The sequence below is a fragment of the Bradyrhizobium sp. BTAi1 genome (genome assembly GCF_000015165.1).
GTDB lineage: Bacteria > Pseudomonadota > Alphaproteobacteria > Rhizobiales > Xanthobacteraceae > Bradyrhizobium > Bradyrhizobium denitrificans.
In genome coordinates this window covers 7,387,713-7,411,902 of record NC_009485.1, presented here as the reverse complement: position 1 = coordinate 7,411,902, position 24,190 = coordinate 7,387,713, and the positions used below count along the sequence as shown (strand labels likewise).

The following is a 24,190-nucleotide window of genomic DNA, read 5'->3' as shown; positions in this document are numbered from 1 at the left end:
AGCGCAGCGACATCCGGGTTCATCTCGGCAGCTCGTGAGACCCCGGATACCGCTGCGCTCATCCGGGCTTCTGTAACGGGCCTTGGTTTGTCAATCCCAATTCTGCATGTCCTCTCGCCGGGCCCTTGCTTCTGTACGGGGTCGGCGCATGGCCGCCACCTGTTGGGCTGCGTAAGAGGAACCGGCCGGCCAATCTACGGAGAGCGTGGTTTTGAACCGACTGCCCGGATGGCGGCCTGACCGGATCCATCGTCCCGGCGAAGGGACCCTGCTCGGGGAGAGCCTGGTGTCGTGGCCCGCCCAGAACTCGATCGATGCTCCCCTAGGTCGCGGCAGCCTTGGCCGCGGGGTTGAACGGCATGTTGTCGGCGAGCATGCGGTGAAGGATCACGGCAAGCTTGCGCGCCAGAGCCACCTTGGCTTTGCGCGGGCCGGCGCGCCTGGCGACCCGCATCGCCCAGCTCTTCAGCTGTGAGCAGTTCTTGACCGGCTTGGTCAGCATGATATGCGCCGCCTGATAGAGCGCCTCGCGCACCGACGCATCGCCGACCTTCGTGATGCGGCCGCTATAGTCGGTCTCGCCGGACTGGTACCGTCTCGGCGTGAGGCCAAAATGCGCGCCTGTCGCCTTGGAGGATCGGAAGCGCTTGGGGTCGTCGATTGCGAACATGTAGGTCAGCGCGACGATCGGGCCGACGGCCGGCGTGGTCATCAACAGCTTGGCCTGCGGATGCGCCTTCGCGAGCTGTTGCACCTGCTTGTCCAGCTTCTTGAACTCGCGCAGCAGCACCGTATGAGCCTCGAGCAGCGCCTGCACGACCAGCGTCAGTCCCGAATGGCCAGCCACCAGCGCCTCGATTCGCGTCGCGAAGCTGCGATCGGTGGTCTTGCCGACCTTCAAGCCGAAGCCCCGTAGCACGCCGCGCAAACAGTTCTCGACGTCGTGCAGCTTCGATTGCAGCAGCTTGCGTGCCGTAAGAACCGCACGCATCTCCTGCGCCTCGATCGATTTGCAATGAACCGGACGGAACCAGCCAAGCCGCATCAGCTGGGCAATACCCCTTGCATCGTTGCGGTCGGACTTCACCGACATCGCCCTGAAGGCGTCACGCACGTGCCGCGTCTCCAGCAGTTCGACCCGCTGACCCGCCTCCTGCATCGCCGCATACAGCCATTGCGACAGCGGCCCTGCCTCCAGACCGATCCGCTCAACCTCGATGCCGAACTGCTTGAACCAGCCGATCAAGACTGCCGGCTCACTCTCGACTGCCGCTTCCCGAACGATCTTGCCCGCCCCATCGACAATGCAGACCGCCGAGGATTTCAAAGACACGTCAATTCCGGCATAGTGGTTCATGGTCGTCCCCTAATGATGCGAGGAGCGGGCTTGCCCGACTCCGTTGAACACCATCAATTTGAGGGACGACCACCTTTCCGCCAACCGGGCGGCACGCGAACGCGCTCCCAAATAGCGCAGGAGTGAGCGTGCCGCTCGGGTGGTCGGCCCGTTACCCCATCTACGAGGCCGCTGCGGAGGAGCAGAACATGACCCCCAACCCCTTCAACCTCGCCGGACAGGTCGCCGTCATCACCGGTTCGAGCCGCGGCATCGGCCGCGCGTCGGCTGAGTTGCTCGCGCAGCTCGGCGCCAAGGTCGTGATCTCCAGCCGCAAGGCCGAGGCCTGCGAGGAGGTCGCGAACGGCATCCGCGCCCATGGCGGCGAGGCCCATGTCATTCCCTGCAACATCTCGCGCCGCGCCGAGGTCGACGCGCTGATCGACGGCGCCGTCAAGCAATACGGCCAGGTCGACATCCTCGTCTGCAACGCCGCGGTCAATCCGTATTACGGCCCGCTGCTCGATATCTCCGACGAGGCCTTCGACAAGATCATGACCTCCAACGTCAAGAGCAATCTCTGGCTCTGCGCCAAGGCGATCCCGCCGATGGCGGCGCGCGGCAAAGGCTCCGTCATCATCGTGTCCTCGATCGGCGGGCTGCGCGGGTCGACCGTGATCGGCGCCTACGGCATCTCCAAGGCGGCCGACTTCGCGCTGTGCCGCAGCCTCGCCGGCGAATGGGGCCCGCAGGGCGTGCGCATCAATTGCGTCGCGCCCGGCCTGATCAAGACCGACTTCGCCCGCGCGCTGTGGGAGGACGAAGCCCGCTTGAAGCAGCGCTGCGCCACCACGCCGCTGCGCCGCATCGGCGAGCCGCACGAGATCGCCGGCGCCGTCGCCTACCTCGCCTCGGACGCCTCGACCTTCATGACGGGGCAGACCATCGTCGTCGACGGCGGCGTGACCACGGCGGCGGTGTAGTCGTCCATCCACACGACATCTGCACCTCTCCCTCGCGGCCATCGCGTAGCGATTGCCTGGAGCGGGAGAGGGGGGGTGCGCGAAGCGCAACCGGGTGAGGGGTCTCTCCTCATACTCAGAGCTCAAATGTGGCACCAACCCCTCACCCGAATGAGCTTGGAGCGTCCGCCAGTGTAGCCCTCTCCCGCAAGGGGCGAGGGCGCAGTCATGCGCAGCGGAGCCGACTTCCGCTGCAGCGTGCGGGCGGCGCGTGACCCCAACCTCCTTGACCTTCCCGTCCCAATCCGCTTGCTTGTCGCCAACGTCGTCAACTTCCCGGGAAGAAACCCCCATGTCCTTCGTGCTGGCCATCGATCAGGGCACCACGTCCTCGCGCGCGATCGTGTTCCGCTCCGACATCTCGATCGCCGCGGTCGCGCAGCAGGAATTCCCGCAGCATTTCCCGGCCTCGGGCTGGGTCGAGCACGAGCCGGAGGACATCTGGACCTCGACGGTGATGACCTGCCGCGACGCGCTGGATAAAGCCGGGATCAAGGCCAAGGACATCGCCGCGATCGGCATCACCAACCAGCGCGAGACGACCGTGGTGTGGGACCGCGCCACCGGCCAGGCGGTCCACCGCGCCATCGTCTGGCAGGACCGCCGCACCGCCGACATCTGCGCCAAGCTCAAGGCCGACGGCTACGAGCCGGATGTCAGCGCCAAGACCGGCCTGATCATCGATCCCTATTTCTCCGGCACCAAGGTCGCCTGGATCCTCGACCACGTTCCGGGCGCGCGCGAGCGGGCCGAGCGCGGCGAGCTGTTGTTCGGCACTGTCGACTGCTACCTGCTGTGGCGCCTGACAGGGGGGCGGGTGCACGCGACCGACGCCACCAATGCCTCGCGCACGCTGCTGTTCAACATCCACACCGGGCAGTGGGACGACACGCTGCTGAAGCTCCTGCGCGTGCCGCGCTCGATGCTGCCCGAGGTGAAGGACTCGTCCGCCGAGTTCGGCACCACCACGCCGGACCTGTTCGGCGGCCCGATCAAGGTCTCAGGGATCGCCGGCGACCAGCAGGCGGCGACCATCGGCCAGGCCTGCTTCACGCCCGGCATGATGAAGTCGACCTACGGCACCGGCTGCTTCGCGCTGCTCAACACCGGCGCCACGCCGGTGAAGTCGAACAACAAGCTGCTGACCACCATCGCTTATCAGCTGGGCGGCGTCAGGACCTACGCGCTCGAAGGCTCGATCTTCGTCGCCGGCTCGGCGGTGCAGTGGCTGCGCGACGGGCTCGGCATCATCAAACATGCCGCCGAGACCGGCCCGCTCGCCGACAAGTCCGATTCGATGCAGTCGGTCTATCTGGTACCGGCCTTCGTCGGCTTGGGGGCGCCGTATTGGAATCCGCGCGTGCGCGGCGCGCTGTTCGGGCTGACCCGCAACACCGGCCCGGCCGAGCTTGCGCACGCGACGCTGGAGAGCGTCTGCTACCAGACCTACGATCTGTGGGCGGCGATGCGCGCCGACTGGCCGGATGCGTCGGCGGCCACCATCGTGCTGCGCGTCGACGGCGGCATGACCGCCTCCGATTGGACCATGCAGCGCCTCGCCGACCTGCTCGACGCGCCGGTCGACCGTCCGATGATCCAGGAGACCACCGCGTTAGGAGCCGCCTATCTCGCCGGCCTCAATGCGGGCGTCTATCCGGAGCCGGAAAAGTTCGCCGACAATTGGCGGCTGGAGCATCGCTTCAAGCCGGCGATGAGCGCGGCCACGCGCCAGCGCAAGCTGGCCGGCTGGGCCCGCGCGGTGAAGGGCGTGTTGGCGAGCGACGAGGGCGAGTAGGGATGTCCATTCCTGACGGTTATTTCGATATCCCGCCCGGAAAGATCGCCGCGATCGTGACTTCGCTCGAGATGCTGGCGCCACCAGTGCTGCCGCCCGATCCGGCCGGCGACTGGAGCGTTCGCCGCGTCGCGCAGCCCGGTCTCGACTGGTACCGCGACCTCTACAGCCGCGTCGGCCGCGAATGGCTGTGGTCGCAGCGCCTGCGGATGAACGACGCCGAGCTCGCCGCCACTATCCGCGCTGACGGCGTCGAGATCTACACGCTGGCGCATGATAGCGGCGACGAGGCCCTGCTGGAGCTCGACTTCCGCAACAAGAACGAGTGCGAGCTGGTGCTGTTCGGCGTCACGTCGAAGCTGATCGGCACCGGGGCCGGCCGCCTGCTGATGAACCGCGCGCTGCAGCGCGCCTGGGCGCAGCCGCTGACGCGCCTCTGGGTGCACACCTGCAGCTTGGATCATCCGCGCGCGCTGGCCTTCTACCAGCGTTGCGGCTTCCGCCCGTATCGTCGCCAGATCGAGCTTGCCCCGGATCCGCGGCTCGACGGCACCCTGCCGCGCAATGTCGCGGCGCATGTGCCGCTGCTCGGCTAGGTCGGGCCTGCCCGTGATGAACCGATCGCGAAGCTCCAATCTCGGTCGTCATGCCCGGGCTTGACCCGGGCATCCATGTTCGGCGTCACGAGAGACGTGGATGGCCGGGACAAGCCCGCCCATGACAGCGGAGAGCGTGAGCCAATGCGGGTGACAGCAGCCGCAAATGGCGCTTCAATGCCGCGCATAGGAGGACGCGCCATGTTCCTGATCGGCCAGTACGACTCGCCCTTCGTCCGCCGCACTGCGATTGCGCTACGGCTGTATGGCCTGCCGTTCGAGCACAGGCCGTGGTCGACCTTCGGTGATGCCGACAAGATCGCGCCGTATAATCCGCTGCTGCGCGTCCCGGTGCTGGTGCTCGACGATGGCGAGGCGCTGATCGATTCGGCCGCGATCCTCGATCATCTCGACGAGACCGTCGGGCCGGAGCGCGCGATGCTGGCGCCGCACGGGCCGTTGCGCCGGAAACAGCTGCACACGATCGCGCTCGCGACCGGGCTCGGCGACAAGGCCGTCAGCCTGATCTACGAGCGCGTGCTGCGCAAGGACCGCCTGGCGCTATGGGTGGCGCGCTGCGAGACGCAGATCTCCGGCGTGCTTTCGATGCTGGAGGTCGAGCGCGCGGGCGTGACCACGGACTATTGGTATGGCGAGCACATCGGCCACGCCGACATCGCCGTCGCCTGCGTTCTCCGCTTCACGTCGGAGGCACATCCGCATCTGTTTGATGAGACGCGCTATCCGGCGTTGGCGGCTCACGCGGCGACGTGCGAAGCGCTGCCGGCATTCCAGGACATCGTGCAGCCGCTAGCCCCGCCGAGCGGCGATTGAGGTGGCGAGTTTGGAGACGGCGGACGACCGCCTCCGGCTCGCTGCTCACCCTCTCCTGGAGGGGGAGGGGCGCCTCACGATGAGCGCAGCGAAACGAGAGGCGGGGTGATCTCTCCACATCCGCCGTCGCCCGTGGCTTCACCCCACCCCGCTCGCCCGCTTTGCGTGCGAGCGACGCTTCCCCTCCAGGGGAGGGTGAGCAGGGGAGCGTGCGGCGCAGCCTACGGCGATCATTGAACGCCGGCCACGCTAGGCTCACGGCCTGAAATACACATCCACCTTCATGCCGACCGCGAATGGGCCCGGCTCAGCGAGATCGACCAGCACCTCGACGACGTCGACGTCGGTCATGTTGCGCTGGCTGAGCGCAGCCGTGCGGCTGCTCTCGACCAGCGGCGCGATGCTTGCGACCTTGCCGGCGATATCGCGGCCGCGGAAGGCGTCGGAGCGGACCACGGCCTGCTGGCCGACCTTGATCTTGTCGAGGTCGCGCTGGTCGAGCTCGGCGCGCACGCGCAACGCCGACATGTCGCCGAGCAGCACCAGCGGCTGGGTCGCTTGCGGCGCGGCGATCTCGCCGGCGCGCGCATTGACCTGCAGCACGGTGCCGTCGAGCGGCGCGCGGATCGTGAGCTTCTCCAGGGTCGCGCGGGCGCCCTGAAGGTCGCTGCGCGCGACATTGAGTTGTCCCTCGACGCTGACCGGCAGCGGTGCATCGGCGGTGACCTTGCGCAGTTCGTCGGCCTGCTGCTCGAGCTTGGCCTGCGCATTGGCGAGCTGCGTGCGCGCGCTCTCGACATCACCATCCGCGCCGCGTCCCGCCCGCCGCTCGGCCACCGCCTTGTCGAGCGCTGTGCGCGCGTCGAACACTGCCGCCTGCGCGTCGGCGACGCCATCCTCGGCGCGGCGCCGCGGCCCGGCGCCTGACGGCGTCGATTCCTTGTTGCGCACGCGCTTGCGCATCGCGGCCTGCGCCTCGGCGCTGGCGAGCTGGGCACGGGCCTCGGCGTCAGTAAGGCGCAGCAAGGCCTGGCCGGCGAACACGGTCTCGCCCGGCTTGACCAGCACCTCCAGGATCGGCGCTACCACGGGCGCGCCGAGCTTGATCAGGCCGGAGGCCGGCTCGACTCGGCCGGGCGCGACGGCGAGCCAGCGCTCGTCCTGGGCATTGGCCGCGCGCGCCGGTGGCGCGATCCAGGCCGGTGCAACGGCCAGTGCGAAGGCCGCTGCCGCGACCAGCCCGAGCGCGGCGGTGCGATGTGAAACTGCCGATGTCATGCGTTTGAGACCTTCTTCATGGACTCGCCGCCGCTCTCCTCGCTGACAATGCGGCCGTCCTCGATATGGATGACGCGGCTGGCGAAGGGCAGGATGCGCGGATCGTGCGTCACCACCAGCACGGCGCGTGCCGGGTCCTTGGCGATGTCGGCAAGCAGGGCCATCACCGCCTGGCCGTTGGCGGTGTCGAGCGCGCCGGTCGGCTCGTCGGCGAGAATGACTTGCGCCTTGCCGACGATGGCGCGGGCGATCGCGACGCGCTGCTGCTCGCCGCCGGAGAGCTCGCGCGGCAGCGATTTGCGCTTGTGGCCGAGACCGACCGTGGCGAGCACCTCGCGCGCCGCCAGCTTCGCGGCCCGCGCGCGCTCGCCGCGGACGTCGAGCGCGAGCCGGACATTGTCCTCGGCGTTGAGCGTCGGAAACAGATGATAGGATTGAAAGATGAAGCCGATGCGCTCGCGCCGGAGCTTCGCCAGCGCCTCGGCATCGAGCGCCGCAACGGCCTGGCCACCGACCTTCACCGTGCCGGCATCCGGCGTCATCAGGCAGCCCAGGATCGACAGCAGCGTGGTCTTGCCGCTGCCGGACGGACCCATCAGCAGCACCAGTTCGCCGCCCTTCAGCGCGAGGCTCACGCCCTTCAGCGCCTGCACCCGGCCGGCGCCCTGGCCGAGGTGGTGGACGAGATCGGTGGCCTCGAGCACAATCTCGGTCATCGCGAGAACACCAAGGTCGGGTCGATCCGCATCACCTTCACGATCGCCGCAATCGCCGAGCCGATGCACATCGTCAATGTCAGGACGAACAGCGCGACCGTCAGCAGCGGCGTCATGATCACCGGCAGCGCCGATTCCGCGGTCGCGGCCGCGACGATCTTGCCGATCGCGGCGGCGCCGGCGAAGCCGACAATGGCGCTGAGCAGCGCCTGCCAGATGATCACCGTGTAGATGTAGCGGCTGGTCGAGCCGATCGCGCGCAGCGTGGCGAACTCGTTGATGTGATCCTTGGTGCTGGAATACAGTGTCTGTGCCACGATCACGGTGCCGACGATGAGGCCGAGCAACGCGCCCGCGAACAGCGCCGCGCCCGCACCGGTGCCGAACAGCCAGAATGAGCGGCTGCGGCTGGCGAACTCGGCGGCCGTCAGCACCTCGACATCGGCCAGATTGGCGCGCACCGCCTGCTGCACGGTCCAGAGGTCCGCCCCCGGCGCGAGCTTCACCAGCAGATAGGACGCCTTGTTCGGTGCAATGCCGGTAAAGCTGCGTGCACGCTCGACATCGGTGAACACGTAAGGCGTGGTCGTGAACGAGCGGATGCCTTTGGTGACCGCCATCACCTGCACCTTGCGATCGCGCAGCTCGGCGGCCTGCTCGACGCCGGTGATGCCGAGCCGCTCGAAATAGGTCTGGTCGATCGCGACGGCGCCGGGCACCGAGAGGTCGTCGAGCCGGCCCTCGACCACGTTCCAGGGATGCAGCCCGAGCCCGCGCAATTCCGAGCCGACCACGAACACCGGCGTCGTGGTGCCCTGCGGCAGCCGCCATTGCGCGTAGCCGATCACCAGCGGCGTGGCCTCGGCGACGCCCGGAACCGCCAGCGCCCGGAACCGCTGCCGCTCGTCGAGCAGCGAGGGGTCTTCGAAACATTTGGTGCCGACCGGCATGATCCAGAGCTCGGCCGGCGCGTGGTCGATCATGGTCGTGACCATCAGGCGGAAGCCGACATAGAGGCCCATCTGCACGGTCACCAGCACGATCGAGAAGATGATGCCGATGATGGTGGCGATGAAGCGCAGCCTGTCATGAAACAGGTTTCGCGACGCAAGCCTGAACTGCAGCGACATGAACGACAACCACCCGACGCCCCAGGTCTATTTCAGCCGGTTACGGCGGAGATGTCCACGCTGCATCGCATGACGGCCACTGTGGCGCTTTGTCATTCGCAGCCGCCGTGGCGCGGGGGACACGGGGAGGGACGCCGGCGAGTGCCTCATGCGCGCCGACCAGAGTGCGTCAAAGGCGGTGTCGTCCCCGCGAACGCGGGGACCTATAACCACAGGGAGTTGTTGTGGCGCTCGATGTCGGCCACCGCCGACGACCGGTAGATCACGCGGCAGGTCCCCGCGTTCGAGGGACGACGGCTGTGTATGTCGAGGCAGTGCCGGCTATTTCGCGCCGACGGCCTTCTTACGCCAGGCGAGATGCACCGCGCAGGTGCAGCCGGGCGGGTGGCCGGCGAGTTCGGCGGGGGCGGTGTCGTTGGCCGGAGCGGGCGCTGTCGTGGCGCGCGATGTCTCGGCCTCCTGGCCGCCGCGGGCCGGGATGTAGTTCAGGATCGGCGCCAGCCAGCGTTCGACTTCGGCGACCGTCATGCCCTTGCGCGTGGCGTAGTCCTCGACCTGGTCGCGCTCGATCTTGCCGACGCCGAAATAGAAGCTCTCCGGCGAGGCGAAATACAGGCCCGAGACCGACGAGCCCGGCCACATCGCAAAACTCTCGGTCAGGCGGACGCCGGCGTTGTTTTCGGCATCCAGCAGTTCGAACAGCGTCGCCTTTTCGGTGTGATCGGGCTGCGCCGGATAGCCCGGTGCGGGACGGATGCCCTGGTACTTCTCCAGGATCAGGTCGTCGGGCGAGAGCGCCTCGTCTGGGGCATAGGCCCAGAACTCGCGGCGGACGCGGGCATGCAGCCGCTCGGCGAACGCCTCGGCCAGACGATCGGCCAGCGCCTTCACCAGGATCGAGGAGTAGTCGTCATTGGCGTTCTTGAAGCGGTCGGCCACCGCGTCCTCGCCGAGGCCGGCGGTGACCACGAAGCCGCCGACATAGTCCGGCACGCTCGAACCCACGGGCGCGACGAAGTCGGACAGGGCGGTGTTGAAGCGGCCCTCGCGCTTTTCGAGCTGCTGGCGCAGCGTATGCAGCGTCGCAATCCGCTCGGTGCGGCTGTCATCGGCATAGAGCACGATGTCGTCGCCTTCGGCATTGGCCGGCCAGAAGCCGATCGCGGCGCGCGCGGTGAACCACTTCTCGTCGACGATGCGCTTCAGCATCTTGAGCGCGTCATCATAGAGCGCGCGCGCGGCCTCGCCGACCTTGGCGTCGTCGAGGATGGCCGGGAAGCGGCCGGCGAGCTCCCAGGTCTGGAAGAACGGCGTCCAGTCGATATAGGGCACGAGCTCGGCGAGGTCGTAGTCGGCGAAGGTCTTGACGCCGAGGAAGGTCGGCTTGACCGGCCTCGCTTTGGCGAAATCGATCTTCGGCGCGTTGGCGCGGGCGTCGGAAAGCTTCAGCCGCTTCTTGTCGGCCTGGCCGCGCAGATGGGCGGCGGCGATCTTCTGATATTCGGTCCGGATCTCGGCGGCATAGGCATCCTTGCGCTCCGCCGACAGCAGCGAGGAGGCGACGCCGACGGCGCGGCTGGCGTCGTTGACATGCACCACCGGGCCGCTTTGGTAGTTCGGGTCGATCTTGACGGCGGTGTGGACGCGGCTCGTCGTCGCGCCGCCGATCAGGAGCGGCATGTTGAGGCCCTGGCGCTCCATCTCGGAGGCCAGATAGGCCATCTCGTCGAGCGACGGCGTGATCAGGCCGGAGAGGCCGATGATGTCGGCATTCTCGGTCTTCGCCGTCTCGATGATCTTGGCGGCGGGCACCATGACGCCGAGGTCGATGACCTCGAAATTGTTGCACTGGAGCACGATGCCGACGATGTTCTTGCCGATGTCGTGGACGTCGCCCTTGACGGTCGCGAGCACGATCTTGCCGGCGTTGGAGCGCTCATTGGCACGGCCCTTGTTGGCGGCCTTCTCGGCCTCCATGAACGGCATCAGATAGGCCACCGCCTGCTTCATCACGCGTGCCGATTTCACGACCTGCGGCAGGAACATCTTGCCGTCGCCGAAGAGATCGCCGACCACGTTCATGCCGGCCATCAGCGGGCCTTCGATGACGTCGAGCGGCCGCGTCGACGCGGCGCGCGCCTCTTCGGTGTCGACTTCGATGAACTCGGTGATGCCATGCACCAGCGCGTGGGACAGGCGCTTGTCGACCGGCCAGTCGCGCCAGGCGAGATCGGCCTCCTTGGTCTGCTTGCCCTGGCCGCGGAACTTTTCGGCGAGTGCGAGCAGCCGCTCCGAGGCGCCGGGGTCGCGGTTGAGCACGACGTCCTCGCACACCTGGCGCAGCTCGGGATCGATGTCGTCATAGACGATCATCTGACCGGCATTGACGATGCCCATGTCCATGCCGGCCTTGATGGCGTGATACAGGAACACCGAATGCATCGCCTCGCGCACCGGCTCATTGCCGCGGAACGAGAACGAGAGATTGGAGACGCCGCCCGAGACATGCGCATGCGGCAGGTTCGAGCGAATCCAGCGTGTCGCCTCGATGAAGTCGACGCCGTAATTGTTATGCTCCTCGATGCCGGTGGCGATCGCGAAGATGTTCGGGTCGAAGATGATGTCCTCGGGCGGGAAGCCGATCTGCTCGACCAGGATCTTGTAGGCGCGGGCGCAGATCTCGGTCTTGCGCTTGTAGGTGTCGGCCTGGCCGGTCTCGTCGAACGCCATCACGACCACGGCGGCGCCGTGGCGGCGCGCGATCTTGGCCTCGTGGATGAACTTCTCCTCGCCCTCCTTGAGCGAGATCGAGTTCACGACTGGCTTGCCTTGAACGCATTTCAGGCCGGCCTCGATGACGTGGAACTTCGAGGAATCGACCATCACCGGAACGCGGGCGATATCCGGCTCGGCGGCGACGAGGTTGAGGAAGGTCCGCATCGCGGCTTCCGAGTCCAGCAGGCCCTCGTCCATGTTGACGTCGATGACCTGGGCGCCGTTCTCGACCTGGTCGCGCGCCACCTGCAGCGCCGCGGTGTAGTCGCCGGCGGTGATCAGCTTGCGGAATTTGGCAGAACCCGTGACGTTGGTGCGCTCGCCGACATTGACGAACGGAATCTCCGGCGTCAGCTCGAACGGCTCCAGGCCCGACAGCCGCAGCCGCGGCGCGATCTCAGGCACGGCGCGCGGCTTGTGCGGGGCGACCGCGGCGGCGATCGCCGCGATATGGTCCGGCGTGGTGCCGCAGCAGCCGCCGACGATGTTGACGAGGCCGTCGCGGGCGAACTCGCCGATCAGCCGCGCCATGTAGGCCGGCGTCTCGTCATACTGGCCGAACTCGTTGGGCAGGCCGGCATTCGGATAGGCGCAGACCAAGGTATCGGCGACGCGGCCGATGTCGGCGACATGGGCGCGCAGATCCTCGGCGCCGAGCGCGCAGTTGAAGCCGATGGTCAGCGGCTTGGCGTGACGCACCGAATTCCAGAACGCCTCGGGCATCTGGCCCGACAGCAGGCGGCCGGACTTGTCGGTGATGGTGCCCGAGATCATCACGGGCACGTCGATGCCGCGCGCCTCGCACAGCTCGGCGATCGCGTACAGCGCCGCCTTGGCGTTCAGCGTGTCGAAGATGGTTTCGACCAGCAGCAGGTCGGCGCCGCCGTCGAGCAGCCCGCGCGCCTGCTCGCCATAGGCAATGCGCAAGTCGTCGAACGTGACGGCACGGTAGCCGGGGTTGGAGACATCAGGCGAGATCGAGGCGGTGCGGTTGGTCGGGCCCATCGCGCCGGCGACGAAGCGCTGTTTGCCGTCCTCGGCGGCGACACGGGTCGCGGCATTGCGCGCGAGCCGGGCGCCTTCGCGGTTGAGCTCGTAGATGATGTCGGAGAGATCGTAATCGGCCTGTGCGATCGACGTCGCGGAGAACGTGTTGGTGGCGACGATGTCGGCGCCGGCGCGCAGGTATTGCGCGTGGATGTCCTCGATCGCCTCGGGCTGGGTGAGGATCAAGAGGTCGTTGTTGCCACGGAGGTCGCGATGGAAGTCCTTGAACCGCTCACTGCGGAACGCGGCCTCGTCGAACTGCAGCGCCTGGATCATCGTGCCCATGGCGCCGTCGAGAATCAGGATGCGCTCACGGGCAGCCGTGAGAAAGGCGGTACGCGCGGGCGAGACGGGAGCGGACATCAGGCGGCAGCCTTGTTGGCGGACTTCGGACGGATGCCAAGCAGATGGCTGATCGCGAAGACGAGGTCGGCGCGGTTCATGGTGTAGAAATGGAAGGTGTCGACGCCATGCTTGGCGAGCTTGTGCACCTGGCCGGCGGCGACGGTCGCCGCGACCAGCTTGCGGGTCTCCGGATCGTCATCGAGGCCGTCAAACTTCTCGGCCAGCCAGTCCGGCACCGTGGTGCCGGCGCGCGTGACGAAGCCGCGCGCCTGCTTGAAATTGTGCATCGGCATGATGCCGGGCACGATCGGAATGTCGATGCCGCGGGCGCGGACGCGATCAAGGTAGCGGAAGTAGAGATCGTTGTCGAAGAACACCTGGGTGATGGCGCGGGTCGCGCCGGCATCGACCTTGGCCTTGAGCATGTCGATGTCGGCGTCGAAGTCGCGGCTCTCGGGGTGCTTCTCCGGATAGGCCGACACCGAGATCTCGATGTCGGGGTGACGCTTCTTGATGCCGGCGATCAGCTCGGGCGAGCTCTGATAGCCCTCGGCATGGGTGTAATAGGGCGTGCCGATGCCGCCGGGCGGATCGCCGCGCAGCGCGACGATGTGGCGGACGCCGACCTCGTGATAGCGGTCGACGACCTCGTCGATCTCGTGGCGCGAGGCGCCGACGCAGGTGAGATGCGCCGCCGGCAAGAGCGCGGTCTCTTTCAGGATGCGCGCGATGGTGGCGTGGGTGCGCTCGCGCGTCGAGCCGCCAGCGCCATAGGTCACCGAGACGAAGCTCGGCTCCAGCGGGGCGAGGCGCTCGATCGAGGTCCACAACGTCCTCTCCATCTCCTCGGTCTTCGGCGGGAAGAACTCGAAGGAGATTTTCGGCCGGATGATCGCGGCATGTCCGTCGGTGATGGCGGTGGCGAGGTCGGTCATGGCGGCGCAGCTTCCCGATGGCGCGTAAATTTCAACTCAAGAGGGGATCGTCCCTTGGAGCCGCCAAGATAGGGGAAGTGCGACGCAATATACAGCCCACCAACAATGGGATTTTGCCCACTTTTATGAGAGATATGTGTTTTGAAAGGCGGCAATACTGGCCGTTGGGCAAAACGAGAATGCTTAAGGCCAGGGATTTGTGAGCAAAAATGCCGATTCCTACGCGAATGAGCGTGTGGGACAAGGGAAAGATCAAATTGTATACAGGCGATCTGTCCCAATCATATTCGAGCCAATCTCTGCGTTTGCGGCAGGTCACCGGCGCGATTGGCCCATTGTGGCCCGCGGTGCAGTCACTACGTTGACGGCATGATCCCGCTCTCAGTCCTCGACCTCTCGGTCACCACCACGGCGACGCCTCCGTCGGCGGCGCTGCGCAACAGCATCGATCTGGCGCGCCATGTCGATCGGCTCGGCTATGTCCGCTATTGGCTGGCCGAGCATCACAGCCTGCCCTCGGTGGCGAGCCCGTCGCCGGACATCATGATTGGGCAGATCGCGGCCGCCACCAAGCACATCCGCGTCGGCTCCGGCGGCGTGATGCTGCCCAATCACGCGCCGCTGGTCGTCGCCGAGCGCTTCAAGATGCTGGAAGCCCTCTTCCCCGGCCGCATCGATCTCGGCCTGGGACGGGCGCCCGGCACCGACGGCACCACGGCGTATGCGTTGAGGAGCCGGCTCGACCGCCGCGAGGGCGACGACTTCCTGGAGCGGCTGCACGAGCTGATGTTGTGGGAGACCCGCGAGTTTCCGGCCGGCCATCCCTACAACAACGTCATCGCGATGCCCGACGATGCGCCGCTGCCGCCGATCTGGCTGCTCGGCTCCAGCGACTATTCCAGCGAGCTGTCTGCGCAGCTCGGTATGGGTTTTGGCTTCGCGCATCATTTCGCTAATCATGATGCGATCGATGCGATGACCACTTACCGCGCGCATTTCACGGCGTCGCGCTGGCGCGCGCAGCCGCATGCCATCCTGGCGGTGGCCGTGGTCACGGCCGAGACCGACGCGGAGGCCGAGCGGCTCGCGTCATCGATGGATCTGAACCGCCTGCGGCGCGACCGCGGTCAATTCCTGCCGCTGCCGAGCCCGGAGGAAGCGGCGGCTTATCCGTATACAGACGCGGATCGCGCCTCGATCGCGCGCAACCGCTCGCGCCTGTTCGTGGGCTCGCCGGCGACGGTGCGCGCCAAGCTCGACCCGATGATCGCGGCGAGCCAGGCCGACGAGCTGATGGTGATCACCGCGATCTTCGATCACGACGCCCGCAAGCGCTCCTACAGCCTGCTCGCCGACGCCTTCGGCCTGGAGCGGAAGGCGGCGGCGTGAGTTTTTGCCGTCGTCTCGGGCAAGGCCAGGCAGCGCAACAGCGCTGCCTGGCCGCCGGCCCTGGATCCATTCCGCGTGATGTCTGGGTGAGGCAGCGGTAGGAGAGACTTTGCTGCGACCATTCGATCCGGCGGTCGTCGGCCCCGGCCTTCGCCGAGGCGGCAGCAGAGCGTCACTCCATCCGTTCGCTGAACGTGGCACGGAACGGGTGCGCCGGATAGACGCCGACGATACGCAGCTCGCGCGAGAAGAACTTCAATTCCTCCAGCGCGAAGGCGAGTCCCTTGTCTTCGGGATGGCCGTCGACATCGGCATAGAATTGCGTGGCGAAGAAATTGCCGTCGACCATGTAGCTCTCGAGCTTGGTCATGTTGACGCCGTTGGTCGCGAAGCCGCCCAGCGCCTTGTAGAGCGCGGCGGGCAGGTTGCGGACGCGAAACACGAAGCTCGTCACCAGCGGGCCGGAGTTCTGCTCGGCCCATTGCGGCTCGCGCGCCAGCACGACGAAGCGGGTGGTGTTGTGGGCCTCGTCCTCAATGTCCTCGGCGAGGATTTCCAGGCCATAGATCTCCGCGGCCAGGCGCGAGGCAATCGCTGCAACGCTCCTGTCGCCGCGCTGGGACACGTCCCGCGCGCTGCCGGCAGTGTCGCCGGCCACGATCGGCCGCACGCCGAGCTGGCGGATGATGCGGCGGCACTGGCCGAGCGCATGAACGTGACTCTCGACGGTCTTGATGTCGGCGAGCTTGGTGCCCTTCAGCGCCATCAGCTGGTGACGGATCGGCAGGAACCACTCGCCGATGATGGAGAGGCCGGAGGCCGGCAGCAGATGGTGGATGTCGGCGACGCGGCCCGCGACCGAGTTCTCGATCGGGATCATGCCGAGATCGGCCTCGCCGGAGGAGATTGCGCTCAGCGCATCCTCGAAGGTCGGGCAGGGCATGGCCTCTGCGGTCGGATAGGCCTCGGAAATGGCGATGTGGGAATTGGCTCCCGGCTCGCCCTGGAATGCGATTTTCAAGATCTTGCTCATGACGGGCCTTGTAGCAGCGGCTCAAGCCTTGGACAAAAGCCGGCGTGCGGTTTCGAGATCGGGCGGGGTATCGACCCCCCGCGGTACGGTATCGACGATGCCGATGTCGATCCGCATGCCGGCCTCCAGCGCGCGCAGCTGCTCCAGCTTCTCCTGAAGCTCGAGCGGCGAGGGCGGCAGGCTGACGAAGCGTTCCAGGGCGGCACGGCGATAGGCGTAGAGGCCGATATGATGGTAGCGTGGTCCGTCGCCGTGAGGCGCGGTGGCGCGGGTGAAATACAGCGCACGCAGTCGCCGCTCGCCGATCGGGGAGCCGACCGCCTTCACCACGCTCGGCGCGGCGTCCTCCTCGGCGGTGTGGATCTGGGCTGCAAGCGTGGCGATATCCACGGCCGGATCGGACAGCGGCAGCAGCACGTCGCGGATGTTCTGCGGCAGGATGGTCGGGAAGTCGCCCTGCAGGTTGACGACGATCTCTGCTTCGCCAGCGGGATCGAGCTTGCACGACGCCTCGTAGATCCGATCCGATCCGGAGGGATGGTCCGGCCGGGTCATCACCGCCTCGCCGCCATGGGCAATGACCGCGTCCGCGATCTCCTTCGTATCGGTGGCCACAGCGACCCGGCCGATATTGGCCTCCTGGGCGCGGCGGAGCACCTGCACGATCATGGGCAGGCCTGCGATGTCGAGCAGCGGCTTGCCGGGCAGGCGGGTGGATGCCATGCGGGCAGGAATCAGCACCAGGATCTTAGGTTGGGTCATCCGGGGAACGGCAGGTCGGAGCCGGTCGCAACAGCGCGTCCGGACGATGTGGAGACAGTAAAAACCGCCCGCTTATACGGGTTGCCAGAGCACGGGCAAACCGATATCTCACTTCTGCCGCAGGGGGAGGCGCGACGGCTCGATTCCGCTCGATGCCTTCACGAGTCTCGATGCCTTCGAGTCCTGGGGCGATTCACGGTCGCGGCCCCGCGACCTCAAAAGCAATGAAATCCGCCCTCGGAGCCTGATTCCAAAATGGACTCCTTCGAACTGAACAAAATCCTCGGCGCCGTCCTGGCCGCCTGTCTGGTCGTGCTGGTGACGAGCTTCAGTGCCGGCGCGCTGTTCGCGCCGAAAATGCCCGAGAAGCCGGGTTTCGAGATCGCCGTCAAGGAGAGCGAGGGCGCCGCCAAGGGTGGCGCTGCGCCGGCCGCCGCCGAGCCGATCGAGAAGCTGCTGCAGACCGCTTCGGTCGAGAAGGGCGCCGCCGCCGCCAAGAAGTGCGCGGCCTGCCATACCTTCGCGAAGGGCGAGAAGAACGGCGTCGGGCCGAACCTCTGGGGCGTCGTCGGCGACAAGATCGGCGAAGGCCGCGGCTTCAACTGGTCGCAGGCGATCAAGGCCAAGGGCGGCACCTGGACGATCGACGCGCTGAACCAGTTCATCGCCAACCCCAAGGGCTACATCCCGGGCACCGCGATGGGCTTCGCCGGCATCCAGAAGGACTCGGAGCGGGCTGACGTGCTGGCCTATCTGAACTCGCTGTCGGACAATCCGGCGCCGCTGCCGACCGCGGCCAAGTGATCCAAGGCTAAGCTCTCAGGTTTTCGACGGCCGGGCCCCAAGCCCGGCCGTTTTGCTTTGGCGGGCCAATTTCGCCCCATTTGGGACCTTTGGTCGCATCCGTCCCGTTCACAACCCGGTATCATGAGGAAAAAGCAAGGTTATTCGTCGAAACCTTGCCGTATATTGGTCCCCTGAATGGAACGGGGTCGCAGGTTCCGGGCGCCCTTGCCCGGCCGGCGCAACCCGCCCTCGCCAAACGGGTTACGATCAAACGTTCGATCTGGGAGCAGGGGCGTCCACCGCCGGACTCTGCTCCTCAGCGGTCTTATTCAGAGGAAGTCTCATTTGACGATTACCCGACGACAGCTCCTGCAGAGCAGCGCCTTCGCTGCGATGGTCCCGGCGCTCGGCACCGCCGCCAGCCTTGCCCCTCTCGACGCCGCGCAGGCGCAGGCCGGGGAGCAACTGGTCTGGCGCCACGGCCTGTCGCTGTTCGGCGAGGTGAAGTACCCGGCCGACTTCAAGCGCTTCGACTACGTCAATCCCGACGCGCCCAAGGGCGGCACGGCCCGGATGATCTCGCTCGGGACGTTCGACAATTTCAACATCGTCGTGATGTATGTGAAGGGCAACATCGCCGCGGCCGCGATGCTCCCCTACGAGACGCTGATGACGCGGTCGCAGGACGAGATCTCGACCGAATACGGCCTGCTCGCCGAGGCGGCGTCCTACCCCGACGATTATTCGTGGGTGATCTATCGGCTGCGCCCGGAGGCGCGCTGGCATGACGGCAAGCCGGTCACGCCGGAGGATGTCATCTTCTCGCTCGACGTGTTGAAGAAGAACAGCCCATTCTACTCGTCCTACTACCGTCACGTCATCAAGACCGAGAAGACCGGCGACCGCGAGGTGAAGTTCACCTTCGACGGTCCGGGCAATCGCGAGCTGCCGCACATCGTCGGCGAGATGATCGTGCTGCCGAAGCATTATTGGGAAGGCACCGATGCGCAGGGGCGCAAGCGCGACGTCACCGCCACGACCCTGGAGCCGCCGCTCGGGTCCAGCCCCTACCGGATCAAGGATTTCGTGCCGGGACGCTCGATCAAGGTCGAGCGCGTCAAGGACTATTGGGGCGCCAATTTGCCGGTCCGGATCGGCCAGAACAATTTCGACGAGCTGCAATACGAGTACTTCCGTGACAACCAGGTCGCCCTCGAAGCGTTCAAGGCCGATCAGGCCGACTGGATCAACGAGAACTCGGCCAAGCAGTGGGCCACGGCCTACGAATTCCCGGCGATTGTCGACAAGCGCGCGGTCAAGGAGGAATTCCCGGTCCGCGATTCCGGCCGCATGCAGGGCTTCGTGTTCAACCTGCGCCGCCCGCAATTCCAGGATGCCCGGCTGCGCCGCGCCTTCAACTATGCGTTCGATTTCGAGGAGATGAACAAGCAGCTGTTCTTCGGCCAGTACAAGCGGATCAACAGCTATTTCGAAGGCACCGATCTTGCCTGCTCGGGCCTGCCGCAGGGCCAGGAGCTCGAGCTGCTGGAGGCGCTGCGCGACAAGGTGCCGCCGGAGGTGTTCACCACGCCCTACCAGAACCCGGTCGGCGGCAATCCGGAGAACGTGCGCGGCAATCTGCGCGAGGCCACGAAGCTCCTGAAGGACGCCGGCTACGAGATCAAGGACCGCAAGCTGGTCGATCCTGCCGGCAAGCCGGTCGCGATCGAGATGCTGGTGCAGGATCCCTCGTCCGAGCGCATCGTGCTGTTCTACAAGCCGTCGCTGGAGCGGCTCGGCGTCACCGTGACGGTGCGCCAGGTCGACAACGTCCAGTATGAGCAAAGGGTTCGCACCTTTGATTACGACATTATCACCGACACCTGGGGCCAGTCGCTGTCGCCCGGTAACGAGCAGCGCGATTTCTGGGGTTCCAAGGCGGCCGACGAGCAGGGCTCGAAGAACGCGGCCGGCATCAAGAATCCGGCCATCGACCAACTGATCGAGAAGATCATCTTCGCCAAGGACCGTGCCAGCCTGGAAGCGGCGACGCATGCGCTCGACCGCGTGCTGCTGTGGAATTTCTACGTCGTGCCGCAATTCACCTATCCGTTCGCGCGCAGCGCCCGCTGGGACCGCTTCAGCCATTTCGAGCCGTTCCCCAAATATGCCAGCACCGGCTGGCCGACGCTGTGGTGGTACGACGCCGACAAGGCTGCCAAGGTGAAGCGCTCTTGAGCCGGCTCCCGCATCTGTCGCGCCGCGGCGTGCTCGGGCTTGGCCTCGGCGCGCTCGGCGTTCCCCTGCTGAAGCCGGCGATGGCCGCGGAGTTCGGCGCGGACTCGCACGGCATGTCGGCGTTCGGCGACCTCAAATATCCGGCCGACTTCCCTCATTTCGATTACGTCAATCCGGACGCGCCGAAGGGCGGGATGTTCTCGCTGATCCCCTCGGTGCGCGCCTACAACCAGTCCTATCAGACGTTCAATTCCTTCAATGCCTACGTCCTCAAGGGTGAGGGCGCGCAGGGCATGGACATGACGTTTGCCACCCTGATGGTGCGCGCGACCGACGAACCGGATGCGGTGTATGGGCTGGTCGCGAAGTCCGTGGCGATCTCGCCGGACAAGCTGACCTATCGCTTCACCTTGCGTCCCGAGGCGCGCTTCCACGACGGTTCGAAGATCACGGCGCAGGACGTCGTCTGGTCCTTGAACACCTTGAAGGAGAAGGGCCATCCGCTGATCGTCGTGCAGCTGCGCGACTTCGTGAAGGCCGAGGCACTCGATGACGCGACCGTCGTGCTCAGCTTCGTCGAGAAGCGCGCCCGCGACGTGCCGCTCTACGTCGTCACCCTGCCGATCTTCTCCAAGGCCTGGTATGCGAACCGTGCCTTCGACGAGAATCCGCTGGACGTGCCGCTCGGCTCGGGGCCGTACAAGGTCGGCAAATACGAGATCAACCGCTACGTCGAGTTCGAGCGCGTCAAGGATTGGTGGGCCGCCGACCTGCCGGTCAGCCGCGGCCTCTACAATTTCGACAGTGTGCGCTACGAATTCTACCGTGATCGCGACGTCGCCTTCGAGGGCTTCACCGCCAAGAGCTATCTGTTTCGCGAGGAGTTCACCTCGCGCATCTGGGCGACGCGCTACGATTTCCCGGCGATCAAGGACGGCCGCGTCAAGCGCGAGCTGCTGCCGGACGAGACGCCATCGGGCGGCCAGGGCTGGTTCGTCAACACCCGCCGCGACAAGTTCAAGGACCCCCGTGTCCGCCAGGCGCTAACCTACGCCTTCGATTTCGAATGGACCAACAAGACCATCATGTACGGCGCCTATGCGCGCACGGTGTCGCCGTTCCAGAACTCCGACATGGTCGCCGTCGGGCCGCCCTCGCCGGAGGAGCTGAAGCTGCTGGAGCCGTTCCGCGGCCAGGTGCCTGACGACGTCTTCGGCGAACCGTTCGTGCCGCCGGTCTCGGATGGCTCGGGCCAGGACCGCGCGATGCTCCGCAAGGCCACGCAACTGCTGCAGCAGGCGGGTCTTCCGGTCAAGGACGGCAAGCGGCTGCTGCCATCGGGCGAGGTCTTCAGCATCGAGTTCCTGATCGACGAGGTGTCGTTCAAGCCGCATCACGGCACCCTGATCAAGAATCTGCAGACGCTCGGCATCGATGCCGACCTGCGCATCGTCGATGCGGTGCAATACCGCGCGCGGGTCGAGGATTTCGATTTCGACATCACGGTGCAGCGGCTGTCGATGTCGCCGACCCCCGGCGACAGCCTGAGGCCGTACTTCACCTCCGATGCGGCCAAGACCAAGGGCTCGTACAATCTCGCCGGCATCAGCAATCCCGCGATCGATGCGCTGGTCGCCAAGGCGATCGGCGCCGACACCCGTGGTGAACTGACGCTCGCCTGCCGCGCGCTGGATCGCGTGTTCCGCGCCGGCCATTACTGGATACCGCAATGGTATCGCCAGACCCATCCGATCGCCTATTGGGATCAGTTCGGCCACCCGCCGAAGCCGCCGAAATACGCATCCGGCGTGGGCGCCCCCGATATCTGGTGGTACGATGCCGCCAAGGCCGCAAAGCTGGAGCAAGCGAAGTAGTTCATGGCCGCCTATATCGCTCGCCGTATGTTTCTGATGCTCCCGACCCTGCTCGGGATCCTGTTCATCTCCTTCGTCGTGGTGCAGTTCGCGCCGGGCGGCCCGGTCGAGCGCGTCATCGCGCAGCTGACCGGCGCCGACACTGGCGGCACCTCGCGCATCTCCGGCGGCAGCGGCTCCGATTTCGGCGCGCGGCCGCCGGGCCAGGTGGGGTCCGGCGGTGACACCAACTCGAAATATCGCGGCGCCCAGGGACTCGACCCGGCCTTCATCAAGAAGCTGGAGCAGCAGTTCGGCTTCGACAAGCCGGCGCCGGAACGTTTCGCGCTGATGGTCTGGAACTTCGCCCGCTTCGATTTCGGCAAGAGCTATTTCCGCGACACGACCGTGCTGCAGCTGATCAAGGAGAAGCTGCCGGTGTCGATCTCGCTCGGCATCTGGATGACCCTGCTGACCTATCTGATCTCGATCCCGCTCGGCATTCGCAAGGCGGTTCAGGACGGCTCGCGCTTCGACGTCTGGACCTCGGCCGTGATCATCATCGGCTACGCGATTCCCGGCTTCCTGTTCGCCATCCTGCTGATCATCCTGTTCGCCGGCGGCTCGTTCTTCAACATCTTCCCGCTGCGCGGCTTGACCTCAGACGGCTGGGCCGACTTCCCGTGGTACTGGAAGATCATCGACTATTTCTGGCATCTCACGCTGCCGCTGCTGTCGATGGCGCTCGGCGCCTTCGCCACCATGACCTTGCTCACGAAGAACTCGTTCCTCGACGAGATCCGCAAGCAATATGTCATGACCGCGCGGGCCAAGGGCTGCAGCGAGACCCAGGTGCTGTATGGCCACGTGTTCCGCAACGCGATGCTGATCGTGATCGCCGGCTTCCCCGGCACCTTCATTCATGCCTTCTTCTCCGGCTCGCTGCTGATCGAGACCATCTTCTCGCTCGACGGCCTCGGCCTGCTGTCGTTCGAGAGCATCCTCAACCGCGACTATCCGGTCGTGTTCGGCAACCTCTACATCTTCTCGCTGCTGGGCCTGGTGGTCAATCTGATCTCCGACCTCACCTACATGTGGATCGATCCGCGGATCGACTTCGAGGCGCGGGAGGTCTGACGATGCTCAAAACCGCGCCCCCCGTCGAGACCACCACGCAGGCGCCGCTCGGCGAGGCCGTGCCGCCGACGCGGCACAGATTCCGGCCGTCGCCGCTCAACCAGCGCCGCTGGCAGAACTTCAAGGCCAACCGCCGCGGCTACTGGTCGCTGTGGATCTTCCTGTTCCTGTTCATCGTCTCGCTGTTCGCCGAGCTGATCGCCAACGACCGGCCGTTCCTGATCAAGTTCGACGGCCATCTGTATTGGCCGGCCTTTGTGTCCTATCCGGAGACGGCGTTCGGCGGCGACTTCGAGACCGCGGCCGATTATCGCGATCCGTATCTGCAGAAGCTGATCGCAGACAAGGGCGGCACCGTGATCTGGCCGTTGATCCGTTATTCCTACGCCACCCACAATCTCGATCTGCCGACGCCGGCGCCGTCGCCGCCGACCTGGATGCTGACCGAGGCGCAGTGCAAGCCCGTGGTCGAGAAGAAGGGGCTGAAGAGTTGCCGGGATCTGGAATACAATTGGCTCGGCACGGATGATCAGGGCCGCGACGTGGTCGCGCGGCTGATCTACGGCTTCCGCATCTCCGTGCTGTTCGGCCTGTCCTTGACGTTCTTCTCCTCGATCATCGGCATCGCCGCCGGCGGCGTGCAGGGTTATTTCGGCGGCTGGGTCGACCTGTTGTTCCAGCGCTTCATCGAGATCTGGAACGCGATTCCCTATCTCTATCTGCTGTTGATCCTGTCGGCGGTGCTGGTGCCCGGCTTCTTCACGCTGCTCGGGATCATGCTGCTGTTCTCCTGGGTGTCGCTGGTCGGCTTGGTGCGCGCCGAATTCCTGCGTGGCCGCAATTTCGAATACATCCAGGCGGCGCGCGCGCTCGGCGTCTCCAATGCCGTCATCATGTGGCGGCATCTGCTGCCGAACGCGATGGTCGCGACCATGACCTTCCTGCCCTTCATCGTGTCGAGCTCGGTGATGACGCTCACCGCGCTCGACTTCCTCGGCTTCGGCCTGCCGCCGGGCTCACCCTCGCTCGGCGAGATGCTGTCGCAGGCCAAGGCGAATGTGCAGGCGCCGTGGCTTGGCCTCACCGGTTTCTTCTCGGTCGCGATCATGCTGTCGCTGCTGATCTTCGTCGGTGAGGCCGTGCGCGACGCCTTCGATCCACGCAAGACGTTCAGGTGACCGCC

18 protein-coding genes are annotated in these 24,190 nt (G+C 66.1%); 10 read left to right on the top strand and 8 right to left on the bottom strand.

Features of this window, described 5'->3' with window-relative positions; genetic code table 11:
• Positions 1–322 precede the first annotated feature (322 nt).
• Positions 323–1,357, bottom strand: a complete 1,035-nt coding sequence (locus BBTA_RS33115; protein WP_041750297.1) for an IS110 family transposase — start codon at positions 1,355–1,357, stop codon at positions 323–325.
• A 188-nt stretch (positions 1,358–1,545) separates the two neighbouring features.
• Here BBTA_RS33115 and BBTA_RS33110 point away from each other — a divergent pair, with 188 nt between their 5' ends.
• The 4 genes from BBTA_RS33110 to BBTA_RS33095 all read left to right on the top strand — a co-directional run bounded on the left by BBTA_RS33110 (position 1,546) and on the right by BBTA_RS33095 (position 5,583).
• The gene (locus tag BBTA_RS33110) at positions 1,546–2,319 is read left to right on the top strand and encodes an SDR family NAD(P)-dependent oxidoreductase (protein WP_012046880.1); all 774 of its coding nucleotides are present in this window, start codon (positions 1,546–1,548) and stop codon (positions 2,317–2,319) included.
• 331 nt (positions 2,320–2,650) lie between these two features.
• The gene (glpK, locus tag BBTA_RS33105; RefSeq protein WP_012046879.1) at positions 2,651–4,153 is read left to right on the top strand and encodes a glycerol kinase GlpK; all 1,503 of its coding nucleotides are present in this window, start codon (positions 2,651–2,653) and stop codon (positions 4,151–4,153) included.
• 2 nt (positions 4,154–4,155) lie between these two features.
• A complete protein-coding gene (locus BBTA_RS33100) occupies positions 4,156–4,749 on the top strand; it encodes an N-acetyltransferase (protein ID WP_012046878.1) in 594 nt (197 codons plus the stop codon).
• Between the two features lie 201 nt (positions 4,750–4,950).
• Positions 4,951–5,583, top strand: a complete 633-nt coding sequence (locus tag BBTA_RS33095; RefSeq protein WP_041751050.1) for a glutathione S-transferase family protein — start codon at positions 4,951–4,953, stop codon at positions 5,581–5,583.
• 255 nt (positions 5,584–5,838) lie between these two features.
• Here BBTA_RS33095 and BBTA_RS33090 read toward each other — a convergent pair whose 3' ends face one another.
• The 5 genes from BBTA_RS33090 to metF all read right to left on the bottom strand — a co-directional run bounded on the left by BBTA_RS33090 (position 5,839) and on the right by metF (position 13,809).
• Complete coding sequence (locus BBTA_RS33090; RefSeq protein ID WP_012046876.1) at positions 5,839–6,861, bottom strand: HlyD family secretion protein; 1,023 nt, start codon at positions 6,859–6,861, stop codon at positions 5,839–5,841.
• Positions 6,858–7,577 carry an ABC transporter ATP-binding protein gene (locus BBTA_RS33085; RefSeq protein ID WP_012046875.1) on the bottom strand — a complete coding sequence of 240 codons (720 nt, stop codon included), beginning with the start codon at positions 7,575–7,577 and terminating at the stop codon, positions 6,858–6,860. The genes BBTA_RS33090 and BBTA_RS33085 overlap by 4 nt, the downstream gene beginning before the upstream one ends.
• A complete protein-coding gene (locus BBTA_RS33080; RefSeq protein WP_012046874.1) occupies positions 7,574–8,707 on the bottom strand; it encodes an ABC transporter permease in 1,134 nt (377 codons plus the stop codon). The genes BBTA_RS33085 and BBTA_RS33080 overlap by 4 nt, the downstream gene beginning before the upstream one ends.
• 321 nt (positions 8,708–9,028) lie before the next feature.
• The gene (metH, locus tag BBTA_RS33075) at positions 9,029–12,892 is read right to left on the bottom strand and encodes a methionine synthase (protein WP_012046873.1); all 3,864 of its coding nucleotides are present in this window, start codon (positions 12,890–12,892) and stop codon (positions 9,029–9,031) included.
• Entirely contained in the window at positions 12,892–13,809 is a 918-nt protein-coding gene (gene metF, locus BBTA_RS33070; protein WP_012046872.1) for a methylenetetrahydrofolate reductase [NAD(P)H], read from the bottom strand. The genes metH and metF overlap by 1 nt, the downstream gene beginning before the upstream one ends.
• Before the next feature lie 369 nt (positions 13,810–14,178).
• Between metF and BBTA_RS33065 the strand changes: the two genes are divergently transcribed.
• Positions 14,179–15,198: an LLM class flavin-dependent oxidoreductase gene (locus BBTA_RS33065; protein ID WP_041751049.1), complete on the top strand. Its 1,020-nt coding sequence runs from the start codon at positions 14,179–14,181 to the stop codon at positions 15,196–15,198.
• A 172-nt stretch (positions 15,199–15,370) separates the two neighbouring features.
• On the opposite strand, the gene BBTA_RS33060 is transcribed toward BBTA_RS33065, so the two are convergent.
• Both BBTA_RS33060 and BBTA_RS33055 read right to left on the bottom strand, forming a co-directional pair.
• The gene (locus tag BBTA_RS33060) at positions 15,371–16,231 is read right to left on the bottom strand and encodes a prephenate dehydratase (RefSeq protein ID WP_012046870.1); all 861 of its coding nucleotides are present in this window, start codon (positions 16,229–16,231) and stop codon (positions 15,371–15,373) included.
• A 21-nt stretch (positions 16,232–16,252) separates the two neighbouring features.
• Positions 16,253–16,993 (bottom strand): 3-deoxy-manno-octulosonate cytidylyltransferase, encoded by a 741-nt coding sequence (locus tag BBTA_RS33055; RefSeq protein WP_012046869.1) that lies wholly within the window; start codon positions 16,991–16,993, stop codon positions 16,253–16,255.
• 255 nt (positions 16,994–17,248) lie between these two features.
• Between BBTA_RS33055 and BBTA_RS33050 the strand changes: the two genes are divergently transcribed.
• From BBTA_RS33050 to BBTA_RS33030, 5 genes are all read left to right on the top strand, one after another.
• Complete coding sequence (locus BBTA_RS33050) at positions 17,249–17,797, top strand: cytochrome c family protein (RefSeq protein ID WP_012046868.1); 549 nt, start codon at positions 17,249–17,251, stop codon at positions 17,795–17,797.
• A gap of 375 nt (positions 17,798–18,172) precedes the next feature.
• Positions 18,173–20,017 carry an extracellular solute-binding protein gene (locus BBTA_RS33045; RefSeq protein WP_012046867.1) on the top strand — a complete coding sequence of 615 codons (1,845 nt, stop codon included), beginning with the start codon at positions 18,173–18,175 and terminating at the stop codon, positions 20,015–20,017.
• Positions 20,014–21,891, top strand: coding sequence for an extracellular solute-binding protein (locus BBTA_RS33040; RefSeq protein ID WP_201767744.1), 1,878 nt, complete (start codon positions 20,014–20,016; stop codon positions 21,889–21,891). Before BBTA_RS33045 ends, BBTA_RS33040 begins: the two co-directional genes overlap by 4 nt.
• 3 nt (positions 21,892–21,894) lie before the next feature.
• Positions 21,895–23,007: a microcin C ABC transporter permease YejB gene (locus BBTA_RS33035; RefSeq protein ID WP_012046865.1), complete on the top strand. Its 1,113-nt coding sequence runs from the start codon at positions 21,895–21,897 to the stop codon at positions 23,005–23,007.
• A gap of 2 nt (positions 23,008–23,009) precedes the next feature.
• A complete protein-coding gene (locus tag BBTA_RS33030) occupies positions 23,010–24,185 on the top strand; it encodes an ABC transporter permease (RefSeq protein WP_012046864.1) in 1,176 nt (391 codons plus the stop codon).
• Positions 24,186–24,190 lie beyond the last annotated feature (5 nt).

Excerpts from the sequence above, each read along its gene's own strand:
- BBTA_RS33115 (WP_041750297.1), bottom strand. The coding sequence starts at position 1,357 with ATGAACCACTATGCCGGAATTGACGTGTCTTTGAAATCCTCGGCGGTC.
- BBTA_RS33110 (WP_012046880.1), top strand. The coding sequence starts at position 1,546 with ATGACCCCCAACCCCTTCAACCTCGCCGGACAGGTCGCCGTCATCACC.
- glpK (WP_012046879.1), top strand. The coding sequence starts at position 2,651 with ATGTCCTTCGTGCTGGCCATCGATCAGGGCACCACGTCCTCGCGCGCG.
- BBTA_RS33100 (WP_012046878.1), top strand. The coding sequence starts at position 4,156 with ATGTCCATTCCTGACGGTTATTTCGATATCCCGCCCGGAAAGATCGCC.
- BBTA_RS33095 (WP_041751050.1), top strand. The coding sequence starts at position 4,951 with ATGTTCCTGATCGGCCAGTACGACTCGCCCTTCGTCCGCCGCACTGCG.
- BBTA_RS33090 (WP_012046876.1), bottom strand. The coding sequence starts at position 6,861 with ATGACATCGGCAGTTTCACATCGCACCGCCGCGCTCGGGCTGGTCGCG.
- BBTA_RS33085 (WP_012046875.1), bottom strand. The coding sequence starts at position 7,577 with ATGACCGAGATTGTGCTCGAGGCCACCGATCTCGTCCACCACCTCGGC.
- BBTA_RS33080 (WP_012046874.1), bottom strand. The coding sequence starts at position 8,707 with ATGTCGCTGCAGTTCAGGCTTGCGTCGCGAAACCTGTTTCATGACAGG.
- metH (WP_012046873.1), bottom strand. The coding sequence starts at position 12,892 with ATGTCCGCTCCCGTCTCGCCCGCGCGTACCGCCTTTCTCACGGCTGCC.
- metF (WP_012046872.1), bottom strand. The coding sequence starts at position 13,809 with ATGACCGACCTCGCCACCGCCATCACCGACGGACATGCCGCGATCATC.
- BBTA_RS33065 (WP_041751049.1), top strand. The coding sequence starts at position 14,179 with ATGATCCCGCTCTCAGTCCTCGACCTCTCGGTCACCACCACGGCGACG.
- BBTA_RS33060 (WP_012046870.1), bottom strand. The coding sequence starts at position 16,231 with ATGAGCAAGATCTTGAAAATCGCATTCCAGGGCGAGCCGGGAGCCAAT.
- BBTA_RS33055 (WP_012046869.1), bottom strand. The coding sequence starts at position 16,993 with ATGACCCAACCTAAGATCCTGGTGCTGATTCCTGCCCGCATGGCATCC.
- BBTA_RS33050 (WP_012046868.1), top strand. The coding sequence starts at position 17,249 with ATGGACTCCTTCGAACTGAACAAAATCCTCGGCGCCGTCCTGGCCGCC.
- BBTA_RS33045 (WP_012046867.1), top strand. The coding sequence starts at position 18,173 with ATGGTCCCGGCGCTCGGCACCGCCGCCAGCCTTGCCCCTCTCGACGCC.
- BBTA_RS33035 (WP_012046865.1), top strand. The coding sequence starts at position 21,895 with ATGGCCGCCTATATCGCTCGCCGTATGTTTCTGATGCTCCCGACCCTG.
- BBTA_RS33030 (WP_012046864.1), top strand. The coding sequence starts at position 23,010 with ATGCTCAAAACCGCGCCCCCCGTCGAGACCACCACGCAGGCGCCGCTC.